Genomic DNA, 22,815 nt, shown 5'->3' with positions numbered 1-22,815 from the left:
CGGCCCATAATTGAATTTCATTCGCAGCGTCCGCGAGAAAGTCCGAAACCATGCCAACCCACATCCGCCTTCCCGGTGCCGCCTTGCTCATCGTGGGTGTGGCGGCGCTGATGGCCTGGGCCGGCTGGCACTTCTATCCTGCAACAACGACCCGCATCGAGACCACGGTGATGGCGCCCGAGGTGCCGGTCGTCATCCGCACCGAAGGCGGTTTGCTGGAGGTGGCCACCGTGATCGCGCAGGAGCGTTTCACCCGGTCGGACACCCGGGAGTTCTGGGGCATTCACCTTGGCACGACGGTGTCGCACATCCAGGCCCCCGTGCATTACCGGTACCACATCGCGCTCGCCAAGGAGTGGCATGTGGTGATCCGCGGCAAGACCTGCATTGTCCAGGCGCCCGCCATCAAGCCCAGCCTGCCGGTGGCCTTCGACACATCGGCCATGCAGATGTACACCCACAACGGCTGGGCGCGCCTGAACAAGCAGGACAATCTGGCGGCACTGGCGCAGTCGATGACGCCCGAGCTGGAAAAACGTGCGCTGTCGGCAGGCTACCAGCAACTGGTGGTCGAGCCGGCGCGCCAGACGGTCCGGGAGTTTGTCATGCAGTGGCTGATCAAGGAGCAGAAGTGGTCGCGCGAACCGGGCTACACCGTGGAGGTGTTGTTCCCCGGGGAGGTTCTGCGGGCAAGGCCGCCGGCCAGTTCGGCGGTGCAGAACAGCCCGCTGTGATGCAGGGAGCCGTGTCGCGCACGGTTTTCATTGCGCCGTCCGCAGCCTGAAAGGTGGTCTGCTGTGCCTTAAACTGGAGTTATCAATTGTAAAAAAAGGTGCGGTTGCATGGAAGCTGCTTTGTGATGATTCCCCACGCTCAGTACCGGCGGCCATTGATGCTTGTTTCCGGCGTGTGGCTGGTCAACGCCGCGGTGCTTCTTGCCTTTGTGCTGGTCCCCTCGCTGCATTTTGAGCTGCCGGCGGCCGTCCACACCAATTTGCACACCCTGTTCGAGACGGTGTCCATCATCGTGTCGATGCTGGTGTTCTCCGCCGGCTGGTTCACCTTTTCGCGGGATGGCCGCAGCAATGTGGCGCTGCTTTGCACCGTCTTCTTCGGCGTGGCCATTCTTGATTTTGTCCACCTGCTGTCCTACGACGGCATGCCGGCGTTCCTCATCCCGGCCAAAGACGGCAAGTCGATCTCGTTTTTCCTGGCGGCACGCCTGCTGGTGGCGGGCGCCTTGCTGGCGATTGCGCTCCAGCCCTGGAACCGCCGCATCGGAAACAGGGAGCGTCACTGGCTGCTGGGCCTGAGCCTGGTGTTTGCGCTGGGGGTCTCGGTCTACGGGCTGGTCGAGCCGGCCATCATGACGTGGTTTTTTGTTCCGGGTTCAGGGCTGACGATCACCAAAGTTGCGGTGGAGTACCTGGTCATCGCCCTCAATCTCGCGGCGGCCGCCGGTTTTTACCTGCGCATGCGCGAACCGCAACCCTATCCGCTGGTTCCGCTTTTTGCCGCCGCCTGCCTGATGGCCCTGTCGGAACTTTCCTTTACCCTGTACGCGACCTTCCACGACCAATACTCGATGGTGGGCCATGTCATCAAGGTGGAGGCCTATCTCTTCGTTTTTCGGGCCATCTTCATCGAGTTCCTGGAGGGGCCTTACCGGCAACTGGAGACGGCACGTGCAGATCTGGTGGAAAGCGAGGAAAAGTACCGGCTGATGTTTGAAAACAGCCCGGATGCCTACCTGATGGCCAACGCGGACGGCACCTTTCACACCGCGAACCCGGCAGCCTCCGCCATGTTCGGCATCGCACTGCAGGACCTGTGGCGGATTGGGCGCAACGATGTGACCCGCGATCCCCGGCTGGCAGGCTTCCTGGAGGAGCGCGCCAGGACCGGCTTTGTCCGGGGGGAGCTGATTCTGCGGCGTGCAGACGGGAGCACTTTTCTGGCTGAGCTTTCTTCCACCACGTACACGGACAGCCGGGGCCGGCAGATGAGCAGTACCTTTGTTCGCGACATCACCGAGAAGAAAAAGGCGGAAGAAGAAATCCTCAACCTCAACGCGACGCTGGAGCAGCGCGTGCGTGATCGCACGGCAGAACTGCAGGCGGCCAACGAGGACCTCGAACATTGCTCGCACGTGATGGCGCACGACCTGCGCTCCCCGCTGGTGGCGATCGAGGGCTTCGCCGATCTGCTCAAGCGCAATGGCGGCGCGGCCATGGACGACAAGCAGACGCACTACCTGAACCGCATCCAGGTCGGCGTGGACCGCATGGCGGACATGATCGATGCACTCCTTGAACTCGCCCAGGTGTCCCGTGCGCCCCTGAAAACGCAGATGCTGGACCTGTCCGCGATGGCCGACAAGGCCTTGTCAGCCTGCCGGCTGCGCGACCCGCAGCGCAAGGTCCAGGCCGTGGTTGAAGGTTCGCTGGTTGGGCAAGGCGATGCGCGCCTGATCGCCACCGTCATGGCGAACCTGATTGGCAATGCATGGAAATACACTGCGCGCAATCCGGAGGCTGAAATCGTCGTCGGCATGGAGTCATCGGCGCAAGGGCAGGCGGTTTACTTCGTGCGGGACAACGGCTCCGGCATGAAATCCGGGGCTGTCGAGACAGTGCCGGATGCATGCGCGACGCTGCAGGGACCGATTGAGCTGCCACGCGCAGGCGTTGTTCTGGCCAGTGTGCGCCGGATCATTGGCCGCCACGGCGGCACGGTGTGGGCTGAGTCGGCGCCCGGACAAGGCGTGGTGTTTCGCTTTACGCTGGAGCCGGCGCCAGCCTCCGCTTCAGCATGAGCGCGTTCTAGTCCTCGAACAGGTACTCGATCTCGCCCAGCCAGCGTTTTTCAATGAGGGTCAGGCTGGCCCGCTTGCCGGCCTGTACCTTGCGACCCACGGAGCTGCGAAAGGCCGCGCCCGGGGTTTCTTCCAGCCACCGGTCGGCCGTGTCGTCCGGAAATTCCAGCCGGAGCTTTTCTCCGGCCTCGATGCCGCTGTCGCAGCCATGCCTGAAGGCCAGCAGCAGCGACATGGCTAGGCGATGGCGGCCGGCTGCGCAGTGAAACACGCCAATCATCCTGTCGTACACAAAAGGCAGGCTCAGGTCGGCAAGGTGCAGTGGCTGGGGCTCCTGGGCGCCGGCTTCCACCAGCATCTGCCATTGTTGCGGCGTGAAATTGATCATGGCTCCTTTCCTGGGCAGCGGCCTTGTGGCTGTCGCGAGAACAGACCTTGCATAAACGGTGATGCCTCAGTGTAGGGGCTTATCAGGTGTTGTCCCGGCCGGGCAGGCCTTTGGCGGCTTGCCGGTGGGCCTTATTCACAGGGTCGCCCGAGGGGACGTTGCCGCCATGTTAGGGTGAACACCTGATGTTCGCACGCTGCCGCTGCCTGGTGCAGGCGGTCAGTGTGAAAAATTCCCGAAAGGTGGCTTTATGGCGATAGGCTGGTGGACGGTTCTGCAAAGTGTCCCATGGGCCGAGGTGGTGAGCAACGCCCCCAAGGTTGCTGCAGGCGCGAAAAAATTGTGGAACGCGGTGGGCAGGAAACCTTCGGCCGGCGCGCAGGTCGCCGATGCCACGCAGGCGGCGCTGTCGCCAGAGGCGCGGGCCATCACCGCCCTGACCGCGCATGTCGGTGAACTGGAAACGGCGGTGAAAGAACTGCAGGAGCAGATGCTTGCTTCCTCGGAGCTGATCAAGGCGCTGGCCGAACAGAACACGCAACTCATTTTGCGCATCGAGACGCAGCGGCGCCGCATGGCCTGGCTGGCGGCCGCGCTGCTGCTGGTCGGCGTGGCGGCGCTGGCCAGCCTGGTCCTGCTGCTTGTGCGCTGAAGGTGTGGACCTAGAGCGGAACGATTTCAAAGCGGGCATCGCCCATGTCACGGTTGAGCGGGCGAAATGCCGCGAGGATCGCCTCTGCTTCGGCGTTCTCCCACAGCGCAATGACCTGCTCTTCGGCTTCCGACGCCTGCTCGTCCAGCGGCAAGTCCTCGTTGAGCGATTGCACCAGCATGTAGGCCTGCAGGGACGGCAACACCTGATCCGGGCCGCCCAGGGAAAATTCAAGCGACATGCGAAAACGCAGCTCCGCCGCAGCGCGTTCGTCGGGGCTGAGGATGGGACATTCGACGAGATTGATTCGGTAATGGCCGGCGTCGGTTGGTTTGTTCATGATGGTTCTTTCTCCGCAGGGTGGGTGTCGGCATCGCCCAACAAGCCTTGTTCGTCATCGCGCAGACCGGCGATGGGGGTGGCCTTGGCCAGCGCGACCCACACGCCGAAAGGCAGTTGCTGACGGGGACGCCGCGGCGCGGCACGGGCCACCACCAGCCGTTGTCCTTCGACCTGCATCACGCCGCATTCCGGCGGAACTTCATCGGCGGCGGCAATCGGCCGGCCTTTGGCGTCGCAGCCGAGTACATACCAGCACTCGCCGCCCAAATCGAGGTAGGCGCCGCGTTTTTCGGGCCGGCGCAGGTCGCCCAGCAGGTCGGAGCGCTTCACCTTGATCTCGTGAACAACCGGCTCGACATAGGTTTCCACCGAGGTATTGCGGATTGAAAACACGTCGGGCCGCACCATGCACCAGCGTGCGGCGGCGCCGTCGGCCAGTGGCGGCAACTGCGCGCGCAGGCTCAAGGCACGCCAGGTGATGCGGCCCGCGCGCACCATATCGCAAGCCACGCGTTCGACCAGCGCCTCGTGCGCCGACAGGGCTGCGCGGTTGCGCACCAGCGTGGCTGCCAGGTAGCTGACGCCCGCATCGGTGACACGCAGGGTTTCATGGCCCGACGGGCCGGCGACACGCTGCAGCAGGCCAGCGGCCAGCAACTCGATTTCCAGCAGGTCCTGGCAGGGCCAGCCGGCGGAGCGGTAGATCTCGCGCAGGCGCCGCGCATGGGCGCGGCCCAGCGGGGTGGCCGGCGTTGTGAAGCCGGGAGTGTCGGTGGTGGTATCGAGCATGAAAAAAAGCGTCAAAAAAGGGCGTGAAGCAGGGTTTCAGAAAAGGCTTGAATCAACTGTCCTTATACGCCAAATCGGCCTCCAGCCCAATGAGAACGAGCGCAGACAGCTATGAATACTGTAGCGTCACGAAGGGGCATGGCCGCCGGGCTCGACCTGCCGGAACGGGTTGCGCCGCTCCAGTTCTTCCATGTAGCCGGCCATGCCTTCGCCTTCGCGTTCCAGGAAGCGCTCCACCGCATCGGCAAAGGCGGGATGCGCCAGCCAGTGGGCACTGGTGGTCTTGACCGGCAGCAGGGCGCGCGCCATTTTGTGCTCGCCCTGGGCGCCGCCTTCGAAGCGCTGGTAGCCGTGGGTGATGCACCATTGCAGCGGCTGGTAATAACAGGCCTCGAAGTGCAGGCAGTCGACCCGTTCCAGCGCACCCCAGTAACGGCCGTAGGCCACCCGCGTCGGCGTGATGGTGTCAAATTGGCCTTCAGCCCTTGTTCCGCCTGCGCTGACAGCTATCAAACTCGTAGCAATGGGGCGGCCGTTCCGCTCCGCCACAAACAGCAGCCAGTTCTCCGGCATGGTGTCCTGCATGCGCTGGAAGAAGTCGCGGCTCAGGTAGGGGGCGTTGCCGTGTTCGTAGTAGGTACGTTCGTAGCAGCGGTAGAAAAAGTCCCAGTCGGCAGTGCTGATGTCTTTGCCGAGCGACCAGCGGAAGTGGACGCCGGCCTCCAGCACCTTGCGCCGCTCCTGGCGGATTTTTTTGCGTTTTTCCTGGCTCAGCGACATCAGGAAGTCGTCGAAGTCGCGAAAAGGACGGCCTTTCTCTTCTTCACCAGCCGGGGCCGCGGATCCGGCTTCGCCGGTCCGCAGGCGCAGCGCCCCCTCGGGGGGCAGCGAACCACACGCAGTGGGGAGCGTGGGGGCAGTATTAGACCAATGGAACTGCACGTTGTGCCGCAGCATCAACCCGGCTTCCTCGCAGGCGGCGACGTCCGCGTCACTGGCAAACAGCAGGTGCAGCGAGGACAGGCCTTCTTCGGCGCACCAGGCCAGCAGCGCCTTCACCAGCAGCGTGCGTGTGGCGGCATCACGCGCCAGCAGCCGCGGGCCGGGCACCGGCGTGAAGGGCGGCGCCACCAGGGCTTTGGGGTAGTAGGGCAAGCCATGCTGGTGGTAGGCATTGGCCCAGGCGTGGTCGAACACGTATTCGCCGTAGGAGTGGTCTTTCAGGTAGAGCGCGCAGGCGCCGACCAGCTGCGGGCCCCGGGACAGCGTGACAAAACGCGCCGTCCAGCCGGTTTGCGCGGTGGCGCTGCCGCTTTCCAGCATGGCGGCGAGGTACTCGTGGCGCATGAAGGGGTTCAGGCTGTCGTCACCCGGCTGGACCGCGAGCAGGGCGTTCCAGTCAGCGGCCGGCACCTGCAGCGGCGAGTCCAGCACGCGGATGACATAATCGTTCGAGTTGTTTTTCACGTGTTTTTCGGGGTTCAATCTCACTCATGTCGCTCAAAATCTGCGTTGCCCAATTGAATTACTGCGTTGGCGACATGCCGGGCAACGCGCAAAAAATCATCGACGCCGCCCGTCAGGCCTATGCCGGCGGCGTGCGCCTGCTGCTCACACCCGAGATGGCAATTTGCGGCTACGCCGCCGAAGACCTGTTTTTGCGCCGCTCTTTCATCGCAGCCTGTGATGATGCCGTGAATCTGGTGGCCCGTGAGCTGGCCGGGTTAAAAGGGCTGACGGTGGTGGTGGGCACGCCGACCCACGGAGACAGCGGCCGCGGCCTGCGCACCAAAAGTGTGTCGGTGCAGCAGCGCCACAACGCCGCCCGGGTCCTGCGCGAAGGCCGCATCATTGAAACCTACGCCAAACGCGAGCTGCCCAACTACCAGGTGTTTGACGAGCGGCGTTATTTCGCGCCAGGGCAGGGCGTCTGCGTGTTCGAAGCCGGCGAAGGCGAGGACGCCATCAGTGTCGGCCTGCTGATCTGCGAGGACGCCTGGTTCGAGGAGCCCGCGCGGCTGGCCAAAGCGGCGGGCGCCGAACTGCTGGCCGTCATCAACGCCTCGCCTTTCCATGTGGGCAAGGGCGGCGAACGCGAACGCATGATGCGTGAGCGCGTGCTGGCCACCGGCCTGCCCATGGTGTATGCCCACTTGGTGGGAGGGCAGGACGAAATTGTTTTCGAGGGCCACTCCTTTGCCCTGCAAGCCGACGGCGCACTCGCCGGCCGGGCCGAAAGTTTCAGGGAAAATCTGTTCGAAGTGCAGGCGGAACGTGCGCCGGGCGCTATTTATTTGGTAGCAAGCGAGGTGCCGCTGCGCAGCGCCGAAGCGGATTTGTGGGACGCGCTGGTGCTGGGTGTGCGCGACTACCTCGGCAAAAACGGCTTTCCCGGCGCCATCCTCGGCCTGTCCGGCGGCATCGACTCGGCGCTGGTGCTGGCGATTGCGGTCGATGCGCTGGGCGCCGACAAGGTGCGCACGGTGATGATGCCGTCGCCCTATACCGCTGACATTTCATTGATAGACGCTCGCGACATGGCCGCGCGCATGAAGGTGCGTTACGACGAGATTTCCATTGTTCCCGAGTTTGAAGCCTTCAAGGCCTCGCTGGCAGGTGAATTCAGGGGTCTGCCCGAAGACACCACCGAGGAAAACATCCAGGCGCGCATCCGTGGCGTGTTCCTGATGGCGCTGTCCAACAAGTTCGGCGCCATCGTGCTGACCACCGGCAACAAGAGCGAAATGGCGACCGGCTACTGCACGCTGTACGGCGACATGGCCGGCGGCTTTGCCGTCATCAAGGACCTGCTGAAAACCACGGTGTTCCGCCTGGCCCAGTGGCGCAACGAGAACGACCCCTACGGCACCGGCAGCAACCCGATTCCCGAACGCATCATCACGCGCCCACCCAGCGCCGAACTGCGCGCCGACCAGACCGACCAGGACAGCCTGCCGCCGTACGAGGTGCTCGACGCGATCCTGCAGCGCTACATGGAAAACGACGAGAGTATCGCCGCCATTGTGGCGGAGGGTTTTGACCGTGCCGTGGTTGAACGTGTGACCCGGCTCATCAAGATCAATGAGTACAAGCGCCGCCAGGCGCCGATAGGCATCCGGGTTACCCACCGGAGCTTCGGCAAGGATTGGCGCTATCCTGTCACCAATAAATTTCATGCCTGATTCTCAAAAAACCAACGGAGCCGACCAGTGAAACAGATTACCGCCGTCCTCAAACCCTTCAAGCTCGAAGAAGTCCGTGAAGCCCTGGCCGAATGCGGTGTGACCGGCCTGACCGTCACCGAAGTCAAGGGGTTTGGCCGGCAGAAGGGCCACACCGAGCTCTACCGTGGCGCTGAGTACGTGGTCGACTTCCTGCCCAAGGTCAAGGTCGAGGTGGTGGTGAAAACCGAGGATGTGGATCGTTGCGTGGACGCCATCGTACGCGCCGCCCGCACCGGCAAGATCGGTGACGGCAAGATTTTCATCACCAGCGTCGAGCGCGTGGTGCGCATTCGTACCGGCGAAGAGGACGAAGCGGCGGTCTGATGCGCCCCCAGGCTTTTCACTTCGTGTAATGCGCTGCCCCCTAGGGGGCCGCTGCGCCTGCGGCCCGGCAAAGCCGGCCCCGCGGCCCCGGCTGGTAAAGAGATAGCCTCTCCCACGGAGGCCTGAGGCGAGTGCCTTAAATCTGGTCCAGGCGCAGCACGTCGGGCGCCACGCCCGCTGACTGCACCAGCTGCTGCAGCAACTGTTCCGCATCGCTGGCGACATGAATCAGGTCCATCTGCCAGTCGTTCATGAAACCGCCAGTCACCGAGGTGGCCAAAAAGGCCAGCAGGTGGTCGTAATAACCGTTCAGGTTCAGCAGGCCGACCGGTTTGGCGTGGTAGCCGAGCTGGCGCCAGGTCCACACTTCAAAAAACTCTTCCAGCGTGCCGATGCCGCCGGGCAGCGACAGGAAGGCGTCGGCATGTTCGGCCATGATGCGCTTGCGCTCGTGCATGGTGTCCACGATGTGCAGTTCGGTGCAGCCGGTGTGGGCCCATTCCTTCTCCACCAGCGCCTTCGGGATGACGCCGACGACGCGCCCGCCCGCGGCCAGGGTGGCGTCGGCGACGATGCCCATCAGCCCGTTGCGGCCGCCGCCATACACCAGCTGGCCGCCATGTTCGCCGATCCATCGGCCGACTTGGCGCGCGGTGTCGGAAAATCCGGGCTTTGCGCCCGATCGTGAGCCGCAGTAAACGCAGAGAGAAAAAGCCGGCTTCATGCGAGGAACCTGTGGAACAGCGCCATGACCCAGATGCCCGCGCACAGCAGCAGGCTCAGCAGCACGGCGGCACTGCCCATGTCCTTGGCACGTTTGGACAGGTCGTGCCACTCCGGGCCGATGCGGTCGATTGCGGTTTCTATGCCGGTGTTGAGCAGCTCGATGATCATCACCAGGATGACTGAGCCGGCCAGCAAGGCGGTTTCCACCCAGCTGCGGCCCAGCCAGACGGCGGCGGGAAGCAGCACCAGCGAGGCAATGGCTTCCTGGCGAAACGCCGTTTCCTGCCATCCGGCGCGCAAACCCGCCACCGAGTAGCCGAGCGCATGCCGGATGCGGTTCAGGCCTTTGCGGTCTTTCTGGGGATTGGCGGTAGGCGTGGCCGCCGGGTGGCTTTGGAGCGCAGGGGGGGAGACGGTGGAGGCGTGTTCAGGCATGGGCCGATTGTCGCGTAGCTCTGTGACGGTGTGATGCGGCTCTTGCATGGCGGAGACCCGCTGGGCTTCAGGCGGCCTGGGCTGGCGCGCCGGCGGGCAGGCTGGACACCAGCCGGGTGCCGGCCAGCGCATCGTGCCAGAACTGCCGGTCCGGGTGAAAGCGCGACAGGATCGCCCAGATGGCGATCCATCCGCCGGCCAGCACCAGTGCCTGCCGCACGTCCAGCCCGAGCAGCCAGCTCAGGGCCAGCGGCGGCAGAAACCAGAGCCAACTCAGGGTGTAACGCACAAAGGCGCGCTTCTGGCTGACGGCTTGGCCCTGCAGGTCGGTCAGGCGGATGTTCCAGGTTTTCATGGCCAGGGTCTGGCCTTTGGCCCAGAACCAGACGAAGTAGATGCCGAACACGACGAACAGGAAGGCCTGCTGGGCGTTGCGGTTGTCCATGGCGTTGCGCGTCTGGCTCAGGGTGCTGAACAGGTAGTCGGCAATGAACACCACGCCGAACATCAGCATGCCCTCATACAGCCAGCAGGCCATGCGCCGGCGCAGGGAGGGGGTGGGAAGGCGGTTGGCTTGCAGGGCTGTCAATTTGGTCGCGTTCAGGTCAGGTCGGTTAAATGCGCCCGGAGAAACCGCAGCCACACCCGCATGTGGGTCGTGTCAGGCCGGCACGGGGGCCGAGCCTTGCTGCCTACGGTTTTGCCGGTACCACGCCGGGCGTGGCAGCCGGCGCGGTGGCCGACAGGACGGCCGGCTGTCCGGCCGGGGGCGGCGTCACCGCGATTTTAGCCGCTGGGTTGCCCTTTGGCTTGTCGGCGCGCGAAGGCACCGTTGCCAGCTTTTGCGCCGCAACCGGTTTGGCAGCAGGGGCCGCGCCCGCCGGTTTGGGCGGCGCCTTGGCGGCCAGTTTGCGCTTTTCCTCGTCGCTGAGGGCCTGGTAGGCCTGCCACTTGGCTTGTTTCTCTTCAGCCGTGAGTTCTTTGGACAGCTCTTTGGTTTTTGCAAAATTCAGCCGCGCCTGGGCGCGCTGCTGGGGGCTGAGTGCCACCCAGGCCTTCATCCGCCCCTGCATCTTGACCTGTTCTTCGGTGGAAAGCGCCGGATAGCTTTTGGCCATTTGCAACCATTTGCGCTTGTGGGTCTGGCTCAGTGTGTTCCAGGTGGACGCCAGCGGCTTGAGGATCTCGCGTTCCACCGGACTCAATTCGGCCCAGAGTGGACTGGAAAAAGCGGCCTGGGCGACCACGGTTTTGGCCGGCAGCGCTGAAACTGCTGCCCCTGCTGCGGGGACGGGCGTCTGGGCGCGGGCGCCGGTCGCCCAAACACCCAGGAACAGGCAGAGCAGCCCCACCCATCCTGGCATCGCCCGGGGCAGGTGGGCAGGGCTCAGGCTGCCGTGTACCTTGGGCAGACAAGCAGGATGGCGGGACAGGGTCACAGGCATCGGTGTAACGTATTTCTGCGCAAGGGCCAACCCGGCCCCTAGCGGCTGACCTTGAGGAACTGCACAAATCCCGGGTCGGAAAAGGCGTCGGGCGGCAGGTCGTCGGTCAGCAAGGCGGAGTCAACCTCGGCCAGTTCCTGGACGAAGCTGTCGGTTTGCAGGGAGTTGATCGTCAGCAGGCCGACGACCAGGGCGATCAGGGGCAACACCGATCCGATCCGATACCACAGGCCGAACCTCTCGCCGGAGCCCCAGGTCAACACCGAGCCGGTGCCGCTTGCTGCGGTGACCGGGGAGGTTTGAACCCTGGCCACCTTGCGGGCAGCCACGGCCTGCGCACGGGCGGCCCGCAGGCGCTCGGAAATGTCGTATGGCAGGTCCGCCGCGCCTGCGGACAGGTAGGAAGCGGTTTTCAGGCCATAGCGGTCCTGCAGGATCTCGGTGCGTTTTTGCAGTGTATGGTTCATAGTTTTATTCCCTTGGCGGCCAAAGCCTTGCTGAGTGCGTGGACAGCCCTCGAACAATGCGTTTTCACACTGCCCTCGGAGCAACCCATGGCGGCAGCTGTTTCAGCAACATCCATTTCCTCCCAATAACGCATCAGAAAGGCTTCCCGTTGACGGCCTGGCAGTTCCTTGATCTCGACTTCGATCTGCCGCAAGATCTGCGCCCGTTCGGTCGCATCCTGGGCGCTTTCTGTTCCCTCAGAGTTGGTTGAGGTCTCTAAAGTTTCAAGCAGATCGAAATCGCCATCGTCCCCGGCAGATTCAAAGTCGCTCATGTTGGAAAACAGGGCGTTGCGTGTCTTGCGGCGCCGGAACCAGTCCAGCGTGGTGTTGGACAGGATGCGCTGGAACAGCATGGGCAATTCGGCCGCGGGCTTGTCACCGTAATGCTGGGCCAGCTTCATCATGCTGTCCTGAACGATGTCGAGGGCCGCTTCGTCGTCGCGGACATGGTAGACGCTGCGCTTGAAAGCGCGCTTTTCAACGTTTTTCAGGAAATCGGAGAGTTCTTGTTCAGTTGCCAAGGGGATGCATCCCGATTTGTCCCAGCGTCGTCATTGTTGTGTTTTTCGGCGCGGTGAAGCGTCCAAAGCTGCAAAATTATCGCATCAAGCATGGCGCCGGCCGGACTTTTTTGCATTCCCCCTCTGACCGCGCGCCGCCTGATGCCATAATACGAACTGCAATTCAAACAGCAAACGGGTCATGACCCGGCGGGATATGTTTCCGCCCATGGTTTTGGCCTCAAGTCTCGACGCTACTCCACAAGAGTGGGCGAAGAGGCACCCAAGGTATTTCGTTAGAGAAATTCACAAAGGTTCATCATGGAAATCACAAAAGCCGAACTCGCTTCGGCAGCGGCGGCAGCTTCTGCCCCCTCAACTCCGCAAGACCTCCGCGGCGCGGAAATCCTCATCAAGGCCCTGCAGGCCGAAGGCGTGAAGCACGTCTGGGGTTATCCCGGCGGCGCCGTCCTGCATATCTACGACGCTTTTTACAAGCAGGACACCATCCAGCACGTCCTGGTGCGCCACGAGCAGGCGGCCGTTCATGCGGCTGACGGGTATGCCCGTGCCACCGGCGAAGTGGGCGTGGCACTGGTCACTTCCGGCCCCGGCGTGACGAATGCCGTCACCGGGATCGCCACGGCCTACATGGACAGCATCCCGATGGTGATCATCACCGGTCAGGTGCCCACCCACGCCATTGGCCTGGATGCCTTCCAGGAGTGCGACACCGTCGGCATCACGCGGCCCATCGTCAAGCACAACTTCCTGGTCAAGGACGTGCGGCAGATGGCCGAGACCCTGAAAAAGGCTTTCCACATCGCGCGCAGCGGCCGGCCTGGCCCCGTGGTGGTGGACATCCCCAAGGACGTCTCGTTCAACAAGACGCCCTACAGCGGTTACCCGCAGACCGTCGAAATGCGTTCCTACAACCCGGTGCGCAAGGGCCATGGCGGGCAGATCCGCAAGGCCTTGCAATTGCTGATGGCGGCCAAGCGCCCCTACATCTACACCGGCGGCGGTGTGTTGCTGAGCAATGCCTCGCAGGAGCTGCGCACGCTGGTGGACATGCTGGGGTACCCCTGCACCAACACGCTGATGGGCCTGGGCGCCTACCCGGCCAGCGACAAAAAATTTCTCGGCATGCTGGGCATGCACGGCACCATTGAAGCCAACAATGCGATGCAGCATTGCGATGTGCTGCTGGCCGTCGGTGCGCGTTTTGACGACCGCGTGATCGGCAACCCGAAACACTTTGCGCAGAACGAACGCAAGATCATCCACATCGACATCGACCCGTCGAGCATTTCCAAACGCGTCAAGGTGGACATCCCCATCGTCGGCGACGTCAAGGATGTGCTGACCGAGCTGATCGCGATGATCAGGGAGTCCGGTCTCAAGCCTGACGGCAACGCCTTGGGCGGCTGGTGGGAAACCATTGAAGGCTGGCGCAAGCGCGACTGCATGAAATACAGCTTGGGCAAGGGTGATGTGATCAAGCCGCAGTACGTGGTTGAAACCCTGTGGAACATGACCAAGGACGCCGACACCTACATCACGTCCGATGTCGGCCAGCACCAGATGTGGGCGGCGCAGTACTACAAGTTCGACGAGCCGCGCCGCTGGATCAACTCCGGCGGCCTGGGCACCATGGGTGTCGGCATCCCGTACGCCATGGGCATCAAGCTGGCCAGGCCCGACAGCGAGGTGTACTGCATCACCGGCGAAGGCTCGGTGCAGATGTGTATCCAGGAGCTCTCGACCTGCCTGCAGTACAACACGCCGATCAAGATCGTCTCGCTGAACAACCGCTACCTGGGCATGGTGCGCCAGTGGCAGGAAGTGGAATACGCCGGCCGCTACAGCAGCAGCTACATGGACGCGCTGCCCAATTTCGTGAAGCTGGCCGAAGCCTATGGCCACGTCGGCATGCTGATCGAAAAACCGCAGGACGTCGAGCCGGCGCTGCGCGAGGCGCGCAAGCTCAAGGACCGCACCGTGTTCATGGACTTCCGCACCGATCCCACCGAGAACGTGTTCCCGATGGTGCAGGCCGGCAAGGGCATCACCGAAATGCTGCTTGGGTCCGAGGACCTGTAAGCGGCGCACGCCATTTTTTCAACCGTCACCTGACGAATCTATTGCCTGCCGAGCCCGCGCATTACCGTGCGCGGGGGAGGGCAGCGAAAAGAGGAATCTTCACATGAAACACATCATTGCAGTTTTGCTGGAAAACGAGCCGGGCGCTCTTTCCCGCGTGGTCGGCCTTTTCTCGGCGCGCGGCTACAACATCGAAAGCCTGACGGTGGCGCCGACCGAAGATGCCAGCCTGTCGCGCATGACCATCCAGACCACCGGTTCCGACGACGTGATCGAGCAGATCACCAAGCACCTGAACCGGCTCATCGAGGTCGTCAAGGTGGTGGACCTGACCGAGGGTTCCTACACCGAGCGCGAGCTCATGATGGTCAAGGTGCGTGCCGTCGGCAAGGAGCGCGAAGAGATGAAGCGCATGGCTGATATATTCCGCGGGCGAATCATCGATGTCACCGAAAAGAGCTACACGATCGAGCTGACCGGTGACCAGTCCAAGAACGACGCCTTCCTGGAGGCAATTGACCGCAGCGCGATCCTGGAAACCGTGCGTACCGGTTCCAGCGGGATTGGCCGCGGCGAGAGAATTCTGAGAGTGTGATTTTCAGTGGTCCGTGCGCGCGTTTCGACAGGCTCAACGCGAACGGATTTTGACAGTGGCGATGTGTATTGACCGTTCGCCCTGAGCCTGTCGATGGGCATTTTCGCCAGAACCTGCAGATAATTTCTTCGGAGAGAAAAATGAAAGTTTATTACGACAAAGACTGCGACCTGAGCCTGATCAAGGGCAAGACTGTCGCCATCATTGGTTATGGCAGCCAGGGTCACGCGCACGCACAGAACCTGAACGACAGCGGCGTCAAGGTCGTGGTCGGCCTGCGCAAGGGCGGCGCGTCCTGGCCCAAGGTCGAAAAAGCCGGCCTCAAGGTCGCTGAAGTGGCCGATGCCGTCAAGGCGGCCGATGTCGTGATGATCCTGCTGCCTGATGAGCAGATTGGCAAGGTCTACGCCAACGACGTGGCCCCCAACATCAAGCAGGGCGCCTCGCTGGTGTTTGCCCACGGCTTCAACGTGCACTACGGTGCCGTGATTCCGCGCGCCGACCTCGACGTCTGGATGGTGGCGCCCAAGGCCCCCGGCCACACCGTGCGCAACACCTACACCCAGGGCGGCGGCGTGCCCCACCTGGTGGCTGTTCATCAGGACAAGAGCGGAAAGGCTCGTGACCTGGCTCTGAGCTACGCCATGGCCAACGGCGGCGGCAAGGCCGGCATCATCGAAACCAACTTCCGCGAAGAAACCGAGACCGACCTGTTCGGCGAGCAGGCCGTATTGTGCGGCGGCACCGTCGAGCTGATCAAGGCTGGTTTCGAAACGCTGGTGGAAGCCGGCTACGCGCCGGAAATGGCCTACTTCGAGTGCCTGCACGAGCTCAAGCTGATCGTTGACCTGATTTATGAAGGCGGCATCGCCAACATGAACTACTCGATCTCCAACAACGCCGAATACGGCGAGTACGTGACCGGCCCGAACATCGTGACCTCGGCCACGAAAGAAGCCATGCGCAAGTGCCTGAAGGACATCCAGACCGGCGAATACGCGAAGAGCTTCCTGCTGGAAAACCAGGCCGGTGCGCCAACCCTGTTGAGCCGCCGCCGCCTGAATTCGGAGCACCAGATCGAAATCGTGGGCGAAAAACTGCGCGCCATGATGCCCTGGATCGCCAAGAACAAGCTGGTCGACCAGACCCGCAACTGATACCCGGTGGGGCTTACCGGCCCCGCTTGGTCCAGTCCTCAAGCCGCGCAAGACATTTGCGCGGCTTTTTTTTCATTTGTGGTGGTCTTCGTTTGGTATCCTCGGAGCATGAATCATTCACTATTGGCGCAGCAGGGTTGGCGCGAAAACGGTCCTGACACCGGGAGCACCCACCATGCATGACGGTCACGACGAGGCGCAGGAGCCCGACGAGCTCGTTCCGCGCAAGCGGCGCAAGGGCATTTACATCCTGCCCAACCTGTTCACGCTGGCAGCGCTGTTTGGCGGTTTTTACGCCATCGTGATGGCCATGAATGGCCGTTTCGACCAGGCGGCGATCGGTGTCTTCTGCGCCATGGTGCTCGACAGCCTCGACGGCCGCGTGGCGCGCATGACCAACACTCAGAGCGCGTTCGGCGAGCAGATGGACTCGCTGTCCGACATGGTGTCCTTTGGCGCGGCGCCCGCATTGATCGCCTATGTGTGGGCCTTGACCAGCCTGGGCCGCTGGGGCTGGATTGCGGCTTTTGTGTACTGCGCCTGCGCCGCGCTGCGGCTGGCCCGCTTCAATGTCAACACGGCGGTGGTCGACAAACGTTTCTTCCAGGGCCTGCCTTCACCGGCAGCGGCCGCGCTGGTGGCAGGCTTCATCTGGCTGATGACCGAAGCCGGCGTGCGCGGCGAGGAAGTTCGCTGGCTCATGTTTGGGTTGACGCTTTATTCAGGCCTGACCATGGTTACCAACGTGCCGTTTTACAGTTTCAAGGACGTGAGCCTCAAGCGCAGCGTTCCGTTTGTCGTGATTGTGCTGATTGCCCTGGGCATTGCCGTGATCAACATCGATCCGCCCACCGTCATGTTCGGCCTGTTTGTCATCTACGGCTTTTCCGGCTACGTGCTGTACGGCTGGCGCAAGGCCAAGGGACAGCAGACCAGCGTGATTTCGACCTCGACCGACGAGCCGGATGAACGCGGCCTGCACAAGTAGGCGCCGTCCCATGCCCCCCGGCCAGGACCTGGCCACAATTTGTGGTACATTGATTTCCATGAAACGAATTTCGCTTGCACTATCGCTACTGCGCCGACACGGGCACAGACGATAGCGCACGCGCGCGATTCCAAACGGCCCGTATGCAAACGCAGCGGGCCGTTTTGTTTTGGGCTGCGTTTTTGGACTATCAGATCGACCTCTCAGGAGAACAAGCATGGCAGATAAATTGATCATTTTCGACACCACCTTGCGTGATGGTGAGCAGTCGCCCGGTGCCTCGATGACGCGCGATGAAAAACTGCGCATTGCGCGCCAGCTCGAACGCCTGCGGGTCGATGTGATCGAGGCCGGTTTTGCCGCCAGTTCCAACGGCGACTTCGAGGCGGTGCAGGCGATTGCCAACGCCATCAAGGACTCCACGATCTGTTCGCTCTCGCGCGCCAACGACCGGGACATCTCCCGCGCGGCCGAGGCGCTCAAGGGGGCCAACAACGCCCGCATCCACACCTTCATTGCCACCAGTGCCCTGCACATGGAAAAGAAGCTGCGCATGAGTCCGGAGCAGGTGCTCGAGCAGGCCAAACTCTCGGTGCGTTTTGCGCGCAACCTGGTGGCCGATGTCGAGTTCAGCCCGGAAGACGGCTACCGCAGCGACGTTGACTTTCTGTGCCGCGTCATCGAGGCCGTGATCGCCGAAGGAGCAACCACGATCAACGTGCCGGACACGGTCGGCTACGCTGTCCCCGAGCTCTACGGCAACTTCATCAAGACCCTGCGCGAACGCGTCCCCAACAGTGACAAGGCCATCTGGTCGGTGCATTGCCACAACGACCTCGGCATGGCGGTGGCCAATTCGCTGGCGGGCGTGAAGATTGGCGGTGCGCGCCAGGTCGAGTGCACGATCAACGGCCTGGGCGAGCGTGCCGGCAACTGCTCGCTCGAGGAGATCGTCATGGCCGTGCGCACACGCAAGGACTACTTCAACCTGGAAATGAACATTGATCCGGTGCACATCGTGGCGGCCAGCCGCATGGTGAGCCAGACCACCGGCTTTGTGGTGCAGCCCAACAAGGCCGTGGTCGGAGCCAATGCCTTTGCCCATGCTTCCGGCATCCATCAGGACGGCATGCTCAAGGCACGCGAGACCTACGAGATTATGCGTGCCGAAGACGTGGGCTGGAGCTCCAACAAGATGGTGTTGGGCAAGCTCAGCGGGCGCAATGCCTTCAAGCAGCGCCTGCAGGACCTGGGCATCCAGATGGACAGTGAAGCCGATACCAACGCCGCCTTTGCGCGCTTCAAGGAACTGGCTGACGGCAAAAGCGAGATTTTTGACGAGGACATCCTGGCGCTGGTCAGCGACGAAAGCGTGACTCACGAGAAAGAGCAATACGGTTTTGTGTCACTGTCCCAGCACAGCGAAACCGGCGAGCGTCCGCAGGCGACGGTGGTGTTCACCGTTGACGGCAAGGAGGTCCGCGGCGAATCGGATGGCAACGGCCCGGTGGACGCCTCCCTCAAGGCCATTGAAACCCATGTCAAAAGCGGGGCAGAGATGGTGCTTTATTCCGTGAACGCGATCAGCGGGTCCACGGAGAGCCAGGGTGAAGTCACGGTGCGCCTGCAAAACAGCGGTCGTGTGGTCAACGGTGTCGGTGCCGATCCGGACATCGTGGTCGCTTCGGCCAAGGCTTATTTGAGCGCCTTGAGCAAGTTACAAAGTAAAGCTGACCGGGTTGCCGCCCAGGGTTGAAGCCTGAAGGTTTAAAAAACCTTTTATATTCAACAGTTTAGTAAGTTTTTGTGGTTTTTGGCAGGCTCAAAAGCCGTATCAAGGATGTCTTCACTGTTGCGTTTAGGAAAGTCACGCAAGCTTTTGATATTGCGTGACTTTTTCTATTTGGATACACTGCGGTTTCGTATTAATCGCATCTGGAGACGAATCAATGTCCATCACGCTGAATTCGGTTTTCAAACAGACCTTACAAGTCGTTGGAATTCTTACCTTTTCGGCGGCCTTGATTTCGCCTGCGGCAGACGCCGCAACAGCGAAGCGCCAGATTGTAAAAAAGACACACGTTGCCAAGACGGTGTCAAAAACGGTGATTTCCAGCCGGAAAAGCGCCCGCTTTGTCTCCAAGTCCCCGCGCAAGCCTGCGATGATCGTGGCCTCGCCGCCCCGGCTGTCATTTGGCCAGCTGGCCGGCCTGCATGGCGCACAGGACCCGCTTGACCTGAAATCCAGCGTGGCCCTGGTGATCGACCAGGACACCCGGGAAGTGCTGTTCAGCAAGAACGACCATGCGGTGCTCCCGATCGCTTCGCTGACCAAGCTGATGACGGGCGTGATCGTCAGCGGCGCGCACCTGCCGATGGACGAGACCATCACCATCACCCAGGACGACGTTGACACCGAAAAGGGCAGCAGCTCCCGCCTGCGCGTGGGCGCCAGCCTGACACGTGGCGAACTGCTGCATCTGGCGCTGATGTCCAGCGAAAACCGCGCCGCGCATGCACTGGGCAGGACCTATCCAGGCGGCTTGTCCACCTTCGTCGGCCTGATGAACGCCAAGGCCAAAATGCTCGGCATGAAAGACACTCGTTACGTGGAGCCAACCGGCTTGTCCAGCCAGAACCAGTCCAGCGCCCAGGACCTGGCGACACTGGTCAACGCGGCCCATGGTGATCCGGTCCTGCGCGAGCTGTCCACCTCGACCGGCTACCAGGTCGCGGTCGGCCGCCAGACCCTGCAGTACAACAACACCAACCGTCTCGTGAAAAATCCGGAGTGGGAAATCGGCCTGCAAAAAACCGGCTACATCTCCGAAGCCGGCCAGTGCCTGGTCATGCAGACCAAAATCGCCGGGCGCAAGCTGATCATGGTTTTTCTTGATTCGGCCGGCAAATTGAGCCGCCTCGGTGACGCAGAGCGGGTCCGCCGCTGGGTGGAGTCGCAACCGGTCAGCGCCCCCAAAATCAGCGCAAGCACCCAGCCCAACAACGGCTGAGGCTGGCATTCCCACTACTGGCCGTACACTGGCCGGTCCGCTGGGTTGCTATCAAAAAGGTAGCTTCCAGCGCAATAGGGAAAAGGGCTAGAGCCCGTTTTTACTTGAAATTGTTGGGCTTGTAGCCGAGCGCCGCCGAGATCTCGCTCGCGGTGGACTGCAGTTTGGGCAGCCAGTTTTCATCCAGCCGGTCGGCCGGTGCAGAGATCGACAGCCCCGCCACCAGCTTGCTCTGGTCGTCGTAAATGCCGGCGGCCATGCAGCGCACCCCCAGTTCCAGTTCCTCGTTGTCGCGGGCAATGCCGTACTGGCGTGCCTTGGACAGTTCGCGCTCCAGAACGGGAAGCTGGGTGATGCTGTTTTTGGTCTGGCCCGGCAAGCCGGTGCGGGTGGCATAACTGCGCAGGCGCTGCGGATCGTCAAACGCCAGAAACAGCTTGCCCACCGAGGTCAGGTGCAGCGGTGCGCGCCCGCCGATGGCGCGTACCACCTGCATGCCGGAGCGTTCGCTGTAGGCGCGTTCGACGTAAATGATTTCATCGCCCTGGCGCATGCTCAGATTGACGGGTTGCTGGATCAGCCGGTGGAGCTCGCGCATGGGTGTCAGCGCCGCATCCCGCACACTCAGGCGCGCCTTCACCAGGTTGCCGAGTTCCAGCAGGCGCATGCCCAGCCGGTAGCTGCCCGCCACGGGCCGGTCCACAAACCGGCCGGTGGCCAGGTCGTTCAGGATGCGGTGCGCTGTCGAGGGGTGCAGGCCGGATTTCTCGCTGATCTCCTTGAGCGAGACGGCTTCCTCCCGGCCCGCCAGAATCTCCAGCAGGGTGAACATGCGTTCAATGACCTGAACCGTGGGTTTGGCGGGTGATGCGAGGGAATCTTGCTTTTTCATGGGGGGGCGACCTTCACCAGATTTTAGCTGGTGAAATCAGCACGCTGTGGCTGCCGTCATTTCGTCTTGACCTGCCTCACAGGCGGTGCACTCAGATGGCGCCCTCAGGCGGCGCCGGCCGGCACCGGGGCAGCGGAGTCCACCCATTGCCCATCGACCAGGATCTGGTTCGGCACAAACCGGGCCTTGTAGCTCATCTTCGGGCTTTCGGCGATCCAGTAGCCGAGGTACACATGGGGCAAGCCCAGTTGCCGGGCCTGCTCAATCTGCCAGAGCACGCTGTAGGTGCCATAACTGGCGTGCGCGTCGGGCTCGTAAAACGTGTACACCGCCGACACACCGTCTTCCAGCACATCGAGGATGGACACCATTTTCAGCGCCCCGGCCTCGCCATTGGGCAGGGTGTCGCGAAACTCCACCAGGCGCGAGTTGACGCGGCTTTGCAGCAGGAACTGCGTGTACTGGTCAATGCTGTCGTGGTCCATGCCGCCGCCCGCGTGGCGGCCGTCCTGGTAGCGCAGGTAGAGCTGGTAGTGCTCGGGCATGAAACACAGCTTGAGCACGCGAACCTGCAGCGCCTGATGCTGCTTGCGGGCGCGACGCTGGCTGCGGTCGGGCTGGAAAGTCGCCACCGGCACACGCAGCGGCACGCAGGCCTGGCAGCCGTCGCAATAGGGGCGGTAAGTGAACATGCCGCTGCGGCGAAAGCCGTTGGTCACCAGCTCCGAGTAGGCGGCGTTGTGAATCAGGTGGCTGGGGGTGGCGACCTGCGAGCGGGCCTGCCTGCCTGGCAGGTAGCTGCAGGGGTAGGGCGCTGTCGCATAAAACTGCAGCGTCTGGAGGGGCAGGTCTTTGAGGTGCGTCACGTCGTCAGGTCGTTCTGCGGTCTGGCCGTCAATAGCTGCTGCCAGTATAGGGCGTCAAACTCCCAGCAGGGCGAAGCCTGGGTCACCAGGGTGGCCACCTGCGCGACAAATTCCGCGCGGGAAATTTCCGCCGCGCCGAGCGAGGCCAGGTGCCGCGTATTTTGCTGGCAGTCGATCAGGGGCAGGCCCTTGGCCCGGCAGAACGCCACCAGCGCCGCCAGGGCCGTCTTGGACGCGTCGGTCTGGTGGGCAAACATCGACTCGCCAAACACCATGCCGCCCAGGTTGACGCAGTACAACCCGCCGACAAGCCGGCCGTTCACCCAGGTTTCCACGCTGTGGGCGTGGCCGGCGCGGTGCAGGGCGGTGTAGGCCTTGACCATGTCCGGCACGATCCAGGTGCCCGGCTGGCCGTCGCGTGGCGTGCTGGCACAGGCGTGGATCACCTGCGCAAAAGCCGTGTCAAAACGGATCTCATGACCGGCGGCACCGATGAAACGCAGCAGGCTCTTGCGCAACGAGCGGTGCAGCTTGAAGTTTTCGGGACGCAGCACCATGCGCGGGTCGGGGCTCCACCACAGGATGGGCTGGCCGACCCCGAACCACGGGAAGATGCCCAGCGCATAGGCCTGCTGCAAGGTCGCCACATCGAGCGAGCGACCCGCGGCCAGCAGGCCGGGCGCCGGGTCGCCTTCGGCCCACGCCGTTTCCACCAACGGAAAGGGTTCGTCCGCATCCAGCCAGGGCAGGGGGTGGGGTGACTTGCGCATGGCAGGGGTGTGAGGCAAGGGTGTGGCTGGCGTGCTGAGCGCATGCGCCGGCGGCGCATGGACAGCACCCGCAAATGGTAACCCCGCCAACGAAAAAAGCCTGGACGTTGTGCACGTCCAGGCTTCAAATCTTGGCTCCTCAACCTGGGCTCGAACCAGGGACCTACGGATTAACAGTCCGGCGCTCTACCAACTGAGCTATTGAGGAATACAGCCTAAGATTATAGCCTGACTTTTTCGGACTTCTGGCTCGGGATTGAACTCGGGGCCGAGAATTCAGGCGC

At 62.6% G+C, this 22,815-nt stretch carries 24 protein-coding genes and 1 tRNA gene; 11 read left to right on the top strand and 14 right to left on the bottom strand.

From position 1 onward, the window contains the following. Positions 1-50 precede the first annotated feature (50 nt). Together B7G53_RS06510 and B7G53_RS06505 are read left to right on the top strand one after the other, a co-directional pair. Positions 51-734, top strand: a complete 684-nt coding sequence (locus B7G53_RS06510; protein ID WP_096665331.1) for a hypothetical protein — start codon at positions 51-53, stop codon at positions 732-734. A gap of 125 nt (positions 735-859) precedes the next feature. Continuing rightward, positions 860-2,815, top strand: coding sequence for a sensor histidine kinase (locus tag B7G53_RS06505; protein WP_096665328.1), 1,956 nt, complete (start codon positions 860-862; stop codon positions 2,813-2,815). Positions 2,816-2,822: 7 nt separating this feature from the next. Here the strand turns inward: B7G53_RS06505 and B7G53_RS06500 are convergent, their stop codons facing one another. Then, positions 2,823-3,203 carry a hypothetical protein gene (locus B7G53_RS06500; protein WP_096665325.1) on the bottom strand — a complete coding sequence of 127 codons (381 nt, stop codon included), beginning with the start codon at positions 3,201-3,203 and terminating at the stop codon, positions 2,823-2,825. 250 nt (positions 3,204-3,453) lie between these two features. Here B7G53_RS06500 and B7G53_RS06495 point away from each other — a divergent pair, with 250 nt between their 5' ends. Beyond that, on the top strand, positions 3,454-3,855 hold the full coding sequence (locus tag B7G53_RS06495) for a hypothetical protein (RefSeq protein ID WP_141396302.1): 402 nt from the start codon (positions 3,454-3,456) through the stop codon (positions 3,853-3,855). Between the two features lie 10 nt (positions 3,856-3,865). On the opposite strand, the gene B7G53_RS06490 is transcribed toward B7G53_RS06495, so the two are convergent. The 3 genes from B7G53_RS06490 to B7G53_RS06480 all read right to left on the bottom strand — a co-directional run bounded on the left by B7G53_RS06490 (position 3,866) and on the right by B7G53_RS06480 (position 6,453). Next, complete coding sequence (locus B7G53_RS06490; RefSeq protein ID WP_096665319.1) at positions 3,866-4,195, bottom strand: hypothetical protein; 330 nt, start codon at positions 4,193-4,195, stop codon at positions 3,866-3,868. Next, positions 4,192-4,986: a hypothetical protein gene (locus tag B7G53_RS06485; protein ID WP_096665592.1), complete on the bottom strand. Its 795-nt coding sequence runs from the start codon at positions 4,984-4,986 to the stop codon at positions 4,192-4,194. Before B7G53_RS06485 ends, B7G53_RS06490 begins: the two co-directional genes overlap by 4 nt. 126 nt (positions 4,987-5,112) lie before the next feature. Next, positions 5,113-6,453 carry a GNAT family N-acetyltransferase gene (locus tag B7G53_RS06480; RefSeq protein ID WP_096665590.1) on the bottom strand — a complete coding sequence of 447 codons (1,341 nt, stop codon included), beginning with the start codon at positions 6,451-6,453 and terminating at the stop codon, positions 5,113-5,115. A gap of 26 nt (positions 6,454-6,479) precedes the next feature. Between B7G53_RS06480 and B7G53_RS06475 the strand changes: the two genes are divergently transcribed. Next, a complete protein-coding gene (locus B7G53_RS06475; protein ID WP_096665317.1) occupies positions 6,480-8,168 on the top strand; it encodes an NAD+ synthase in 1,689 nt (562 codons plus the stop codon). Between the two features lie 27 nt (positions 8,169-8,195). After that, positions 8,196-8,534, top strand: a complete 339-nt coding sequence (locus B7G53_RS06470) for a P-II family nitrogen regulator (RefSeq protein WP_096665314.1) — start codon at positions 8,196-8,198, stop codon at positions 8,532-8,534. 136 nt (positions 8,535-8,670) lie between these two features. Here the strand turns inward: B7G53_RS06470 and B7G53_RS06465 are convergent, their stop codons facing one another. From B7G53_RS06465 to B7G53_RS06440, 6 genes are all read right to left on the bottom strand, one after another. Next, positions 8,671-9,258, bottom strand: coding sequence for a TIGR00730 family Rossman fold protein (locus B7G53_RS06465; protein ID WP_096665311.1), 588 nt, complete (start codon positions 9,256-9,258; stop codon positions 8,671-8,673). Then, complete coding sequence (locus tag B7G53_RS06460; RefSeq protein ID WP_096665308.1) at positions 9,255-9,695, bottom strand: diacylglycerol kinase; 441 nt, start codon at positions 9,693-9,695, stop codon at positions 9,255-9,257. Before B7G53_RS06460 ends, B7G53_RS06465 begins: the two co-directional genes overlap by 4 nt. A 67-nt stretch (positions 9,696-9,762) precedes the next feature. Then, positions 9,763-10,233, bottom strand: coding sequence for an RDD family protein (locus B7G53_RS06455; RefSeq protein WP_441338967.1), 471 nt, complete (start codon positions 10,231-10,233; stop codon positions 9,763-9,765). 154 nt (positions 10,234-10,387) lie between these two features. Continuing rightward, positions 10,388-11,140 carry a DUF3106 domain-containing protein gene (locus B7G53_RS06450; RefSeq protein ID WP_255249922.1) on the bottom strand — a complete coding sequence of 251 codons (753 nt, stop codon included), beginning with the start codon at positions 11,138-11,140 and terminating at the stop codon, positions 10,388-10,390. A 38-nt stretch (positions 11,141-11,178) separates the two neighbouring features. Further along, positions 11,179-11,607, bottom strand: coding sequence for a DUF3619 family protein (locus B7G53_RS06445; protein ID WP_096665300.1), 429 nt, complete (start codon positions 11,605-11,607; stop codon positions 11,179-11,181). Beyond that, on the bottom strand, positions 11,604-12,170 hold the full coding sequence (locus tag B7G53_RS06440) for an RNA polymerase sigma factor (RefSeq protein ID WP_096665297.1): 567 nt from the start codon (positions 12,168-12,170) through the stop codon (positions 11,604-11,606). Before B7G53_RS06440 ends, B7G53_RS06445 begins: the two co-directional genes overlap by 4 nt. A gap of 300 nt (positions 12,171-12,470) precedes the next feature. Between B7G53_RS06440 and B7G53_RS06435 the strand changes: the two genes are divergently transcribed. The 6 genes from B7G53_RS06435 (at position 12,471) to pbpG (ending at position 20,003) form a co-directional block, all read left to right on the top strand. Further along, positions 12,471-14,252 carry an acetolactate synthase 3 catalytic subunit gene (locus B7G53_RS06435; protein WP_096665294.1) on the top strand — a complete coding sequence of 594 codons (1,782 nt, stop codon included), beginning with the start codon at positions 12,471-12,473 and terminating at the stop codon, positions 14,250-14,252. Positions 14,253-14,355: 103 nt separating this feature from the next. After that, positions 14,356-14,847, top strand: coding sequence for an acetolactate synthase small subunit (gene ilvN, locus B7G53_RS06430; protein ID WP_096665291.1), 492 nt, complete (start codon positions 14,356-14,358; stop codon positions 14,845-14,847). Between the two features lie 140 nt (positions 14,848-14,987). Further along, a complete protein-coding gene (gene ilvC / locus B7G53_RS06425; RefSeq protein WP_096665288.1) occupies positions 14,988-16,004 on the top strand; it encodes a ketol-acid reductoisomerase in 1,017 nt (338 codons plus the stop codon). Between the two features lie 175 nt (positions 16,005-16,179). Next, complete coding sequence (gene pssA, locus B7G53_RS06420; RefSeq protein WP_096665285.1) at positions 16,180-16,992, top strand: CDP-diacylglycerol--serine O-phosphatidyltransferase; 813 nt, start codon at positions 16,180-16,182, stop codon at positions 16,990-16,992. 217 nt (positions 16,993-17,209) lie between these two features. Next, entirely contained in the window at positions 17,210-18,748 is a 1,539-nt protein-coding gene (locus B7G53_RS06415; RefSeq protein WP_096665282.1) for a 2-isopropylmalate synthase, read from the top strand. A 193-nt stretch (positions 18,749-18,941) separates the two neighbouring features. Continuing rightward, a complete protein-coding gene (pbpG, locus tag B7G53_RS06410; protein ID WP_096665279.1) occupies positions 18,942-20,003 on the top strand; it encodes a D-alanyl-D-alanine endopeptidase in 1,062 nt (353 codons plus the stop codon). A 100-nt stretch (positions 20,004-20,103) separates the two neighbouring features. On the opposite strand, the gene B7G53_RS06405 is transcribed toward pbpG, so the two are convergent. The 4 genes from B7G53_RS06405 to B7G53_RS06390 all read right to left on the bottom strand — a co-directional run bounded on the left by B7G53_RS06405 (position 20,104) and on the right by B7G53_RS06390 (position 22,739). After that, on the bottom strand, positions 20,104-20,895 hold the full coding sequence (locus B7G53_RS06405; protein ID WP_096665276.1) for an IclR family transcriptional regulator: 792 nt from the start codon (positions 20,893-20,895) through the stop codon (positions 20,104-20,106). A 104-nt stretch (positions 20,896-20,999) separates the two neighbouring features. After that, complete coding sequence (locus B7G53_RS06400; RefSeq protein WP_096665273.1) at positions 21,000-21,761, bottom strand: arginyltransferase; 762 nt, start codon at positions 21,759-21,761, stop codon at positions 21,000-21,002. Next, the gene (aat, locus tag B7G53_RS06395) at positions 21,758-22,531 is read right to left on the bottom strand and encodes a leucyl/phenylalanyl-tRNA--protein transferase (RefSeq protein WP_096665270.1); all 774 of its coding nucleotides are present in this window, start codon (positions 22,529-22,531) and stop codon (positions 21,758-21,760) included. The genes B7G53_RS06400 and aat overlap by 4 nt, the downstream gene beginning before the upstream one ends. Before the next feature lie 132 nt (positions 22,532-22,663). After that, a tRNA-Asn gene (locus B7G53_RS06390) sits at positions 22,664-22,739 on the bottom strand. Positions 22,740-22,815 lie beyond the last annotated feature (76 nt).

This window comes from Polaromonas sp. AET17H-212 (genome assembly GCF_002379085.1).
In the GTDB taxonomy this organism is placed as follows: domain Bacteria; phylum Pseudomonadota; class Gammaproteobacteria; order Burkholderiales; family Burkholderiaceae_C; genus Polaromonas.
The sequence above is the reverse complement of the archived record's forward strand: the minus strand, read 5'-3'. Positions and strand labels throughout refer to the sequence as shown.

What these genes read in the sequence shown, in the direction of transcription:
- B7G53_RS06510 (WP_096665331.1), top strand. Translation starts at nt 51, where the DNA reads ATGCCAACCCACATCCGCCTTCCCGGTGCCGCCTTGCTCATCGTGGGT.
- B7G53_RS06505 (WP_096665328.1), top strand. Translation starts at nt 860, where the DNA reads ATGATTCCCCACGCTCAGTACCGGCGGCCATTGATGCTTGTTTCCGGC.
- B7G53_RS06500 (WP_096665325.1), bottom strand. Translation starts at nt 3,203, where the DNA reads ATGATCAATTTCACGCCGCAACAATGGCAGATGCTGGTGGAAGCCGGC.
- B7G53_RS06495 (WP_141396302.1), top strand. Translation starts at nt 3,454, where the DNA reads ATGGCGATAGGCTGGTGGACGGTTCTGCAAAGTGTCCCATGGGCCGAG.
- B7G53_RS06490 (WP_096665319.1), bottom strand. Translation starts at nt 4,195, where the DNA reads ATGAACAAACCAACCGACGCCGGCCATTACCGAATCAATCTCGTCGAA.
- B7G53_RS06485 (WP_096665592.1), bottom strand. Translation starts at nt 4,986, where the DNA reads ATGCTCGATACCACCACCGACACTCCCGGCTTCACAACGCCGGCCACC.
- B7G53_RS06475 (WP_096665317.1), top strand. Translation starts at nt 6,480, where the DNA reads ATGTCGCTCAAAATCTGCGTTGCCCAATTGAATTACTGCGTTGGCGAC.
- B7G53_RS06465 (WP_096665311.1), bottom strand. Translation starts at nt 9,258, where the DNA reads ATGAAGCCGGCTTTTTCTCTCTGCGTTTACTGCGGCTCACGATCGGGC.
- B7G53_RS06460 (WP_096665308.1), bottom strand. Translation starts at nt 9,695, where the DNA reads ATGCCTGAACACGCCTCCACCGTCTCCCCCCCTGCGCTCCAAAGCCAC.
- B7G53_RS06455 (WP_441338967.1), bottom strand. Translation starts at nt 10,233, where the DNA reads ATGGCCTGCTGGCTGTATGAGGGCATGCTGATGTTCGGCGTGGTGTTC.
- B7G53_RS06450 (WP_255249922.1), bottom strand. Translation starts at nt 11,140, where the DNA reads ATGCCTGTGACCCTGTCCCGCCATCCTGCTTGTCTGCCCAAGGTACAC.
- B7G53_RS06445 (WP_096665300.1), bottom strand. Translation starts at nt 11,607, where the DNA reads ATGAACCATACACTGCAAAAACGCACCGAGATCCTGCAGGACCGCTAT.
- B7G53_RS06435 (WP_096665294.1), top strand. Translation starts at nt 12,471, where the DNA reads ATGGAAATCACAAAAGCCGAACTCGCTTCGGCAGCGGCGGCAGCTTCT.
- ilvN (WP_096665291.1), top strand. Translation starts at nt 14,356, where the DNA reads ATGAAACACATCATTGCAGTTTTGCTGGAAAACGAGCCGGGCGCTCTT.
- ilvC (WP_096665288.1), top strand. Translation starts at nt 14,988, where the DNA reads ATGAAAGTTTATTACGACAAAGACTGCGACCTGAGCCTGATCAAGGGC.
- pssA (WP_096665285.1), top strand. Translation starts at nt 16,180, where the DNA reads ATGCATGACGGTCACGACGAGGCGCAGGAGCCCGACGAGCTCGTTCCG.
- B7G53_RS06415 (WP_096665282.1), top strand. Translation starts at nt 17,210, where the DNA reads ATGGCAGATAAATTGATCATTTTCGACACCACCTTGCGTGATGGTGAG.
- pbpG (WP_096665279.1), top strand. Translation starts at nt 18,942, where the DNA reads ATGTCCATCACGCTGAATTCGGTTTTCAAACAGACCTTACAAGTCGTT.
- B7G53_RS06405 (WP_096665276.1), bottom strand. Translation starts at nt 20,895, where the DNA reads ATGAAAAAGCAAGATTCCCTCGCATCACCCGCCAAACCCACGGTTCAG.
- aat (WP_096665270.1), bottom strand. Translation starts at nt 22,531, where the DNA reads ATGCGCAAGTCACCCCACCCCCTGCCCTGGCTGGATGCGGACGAACCC.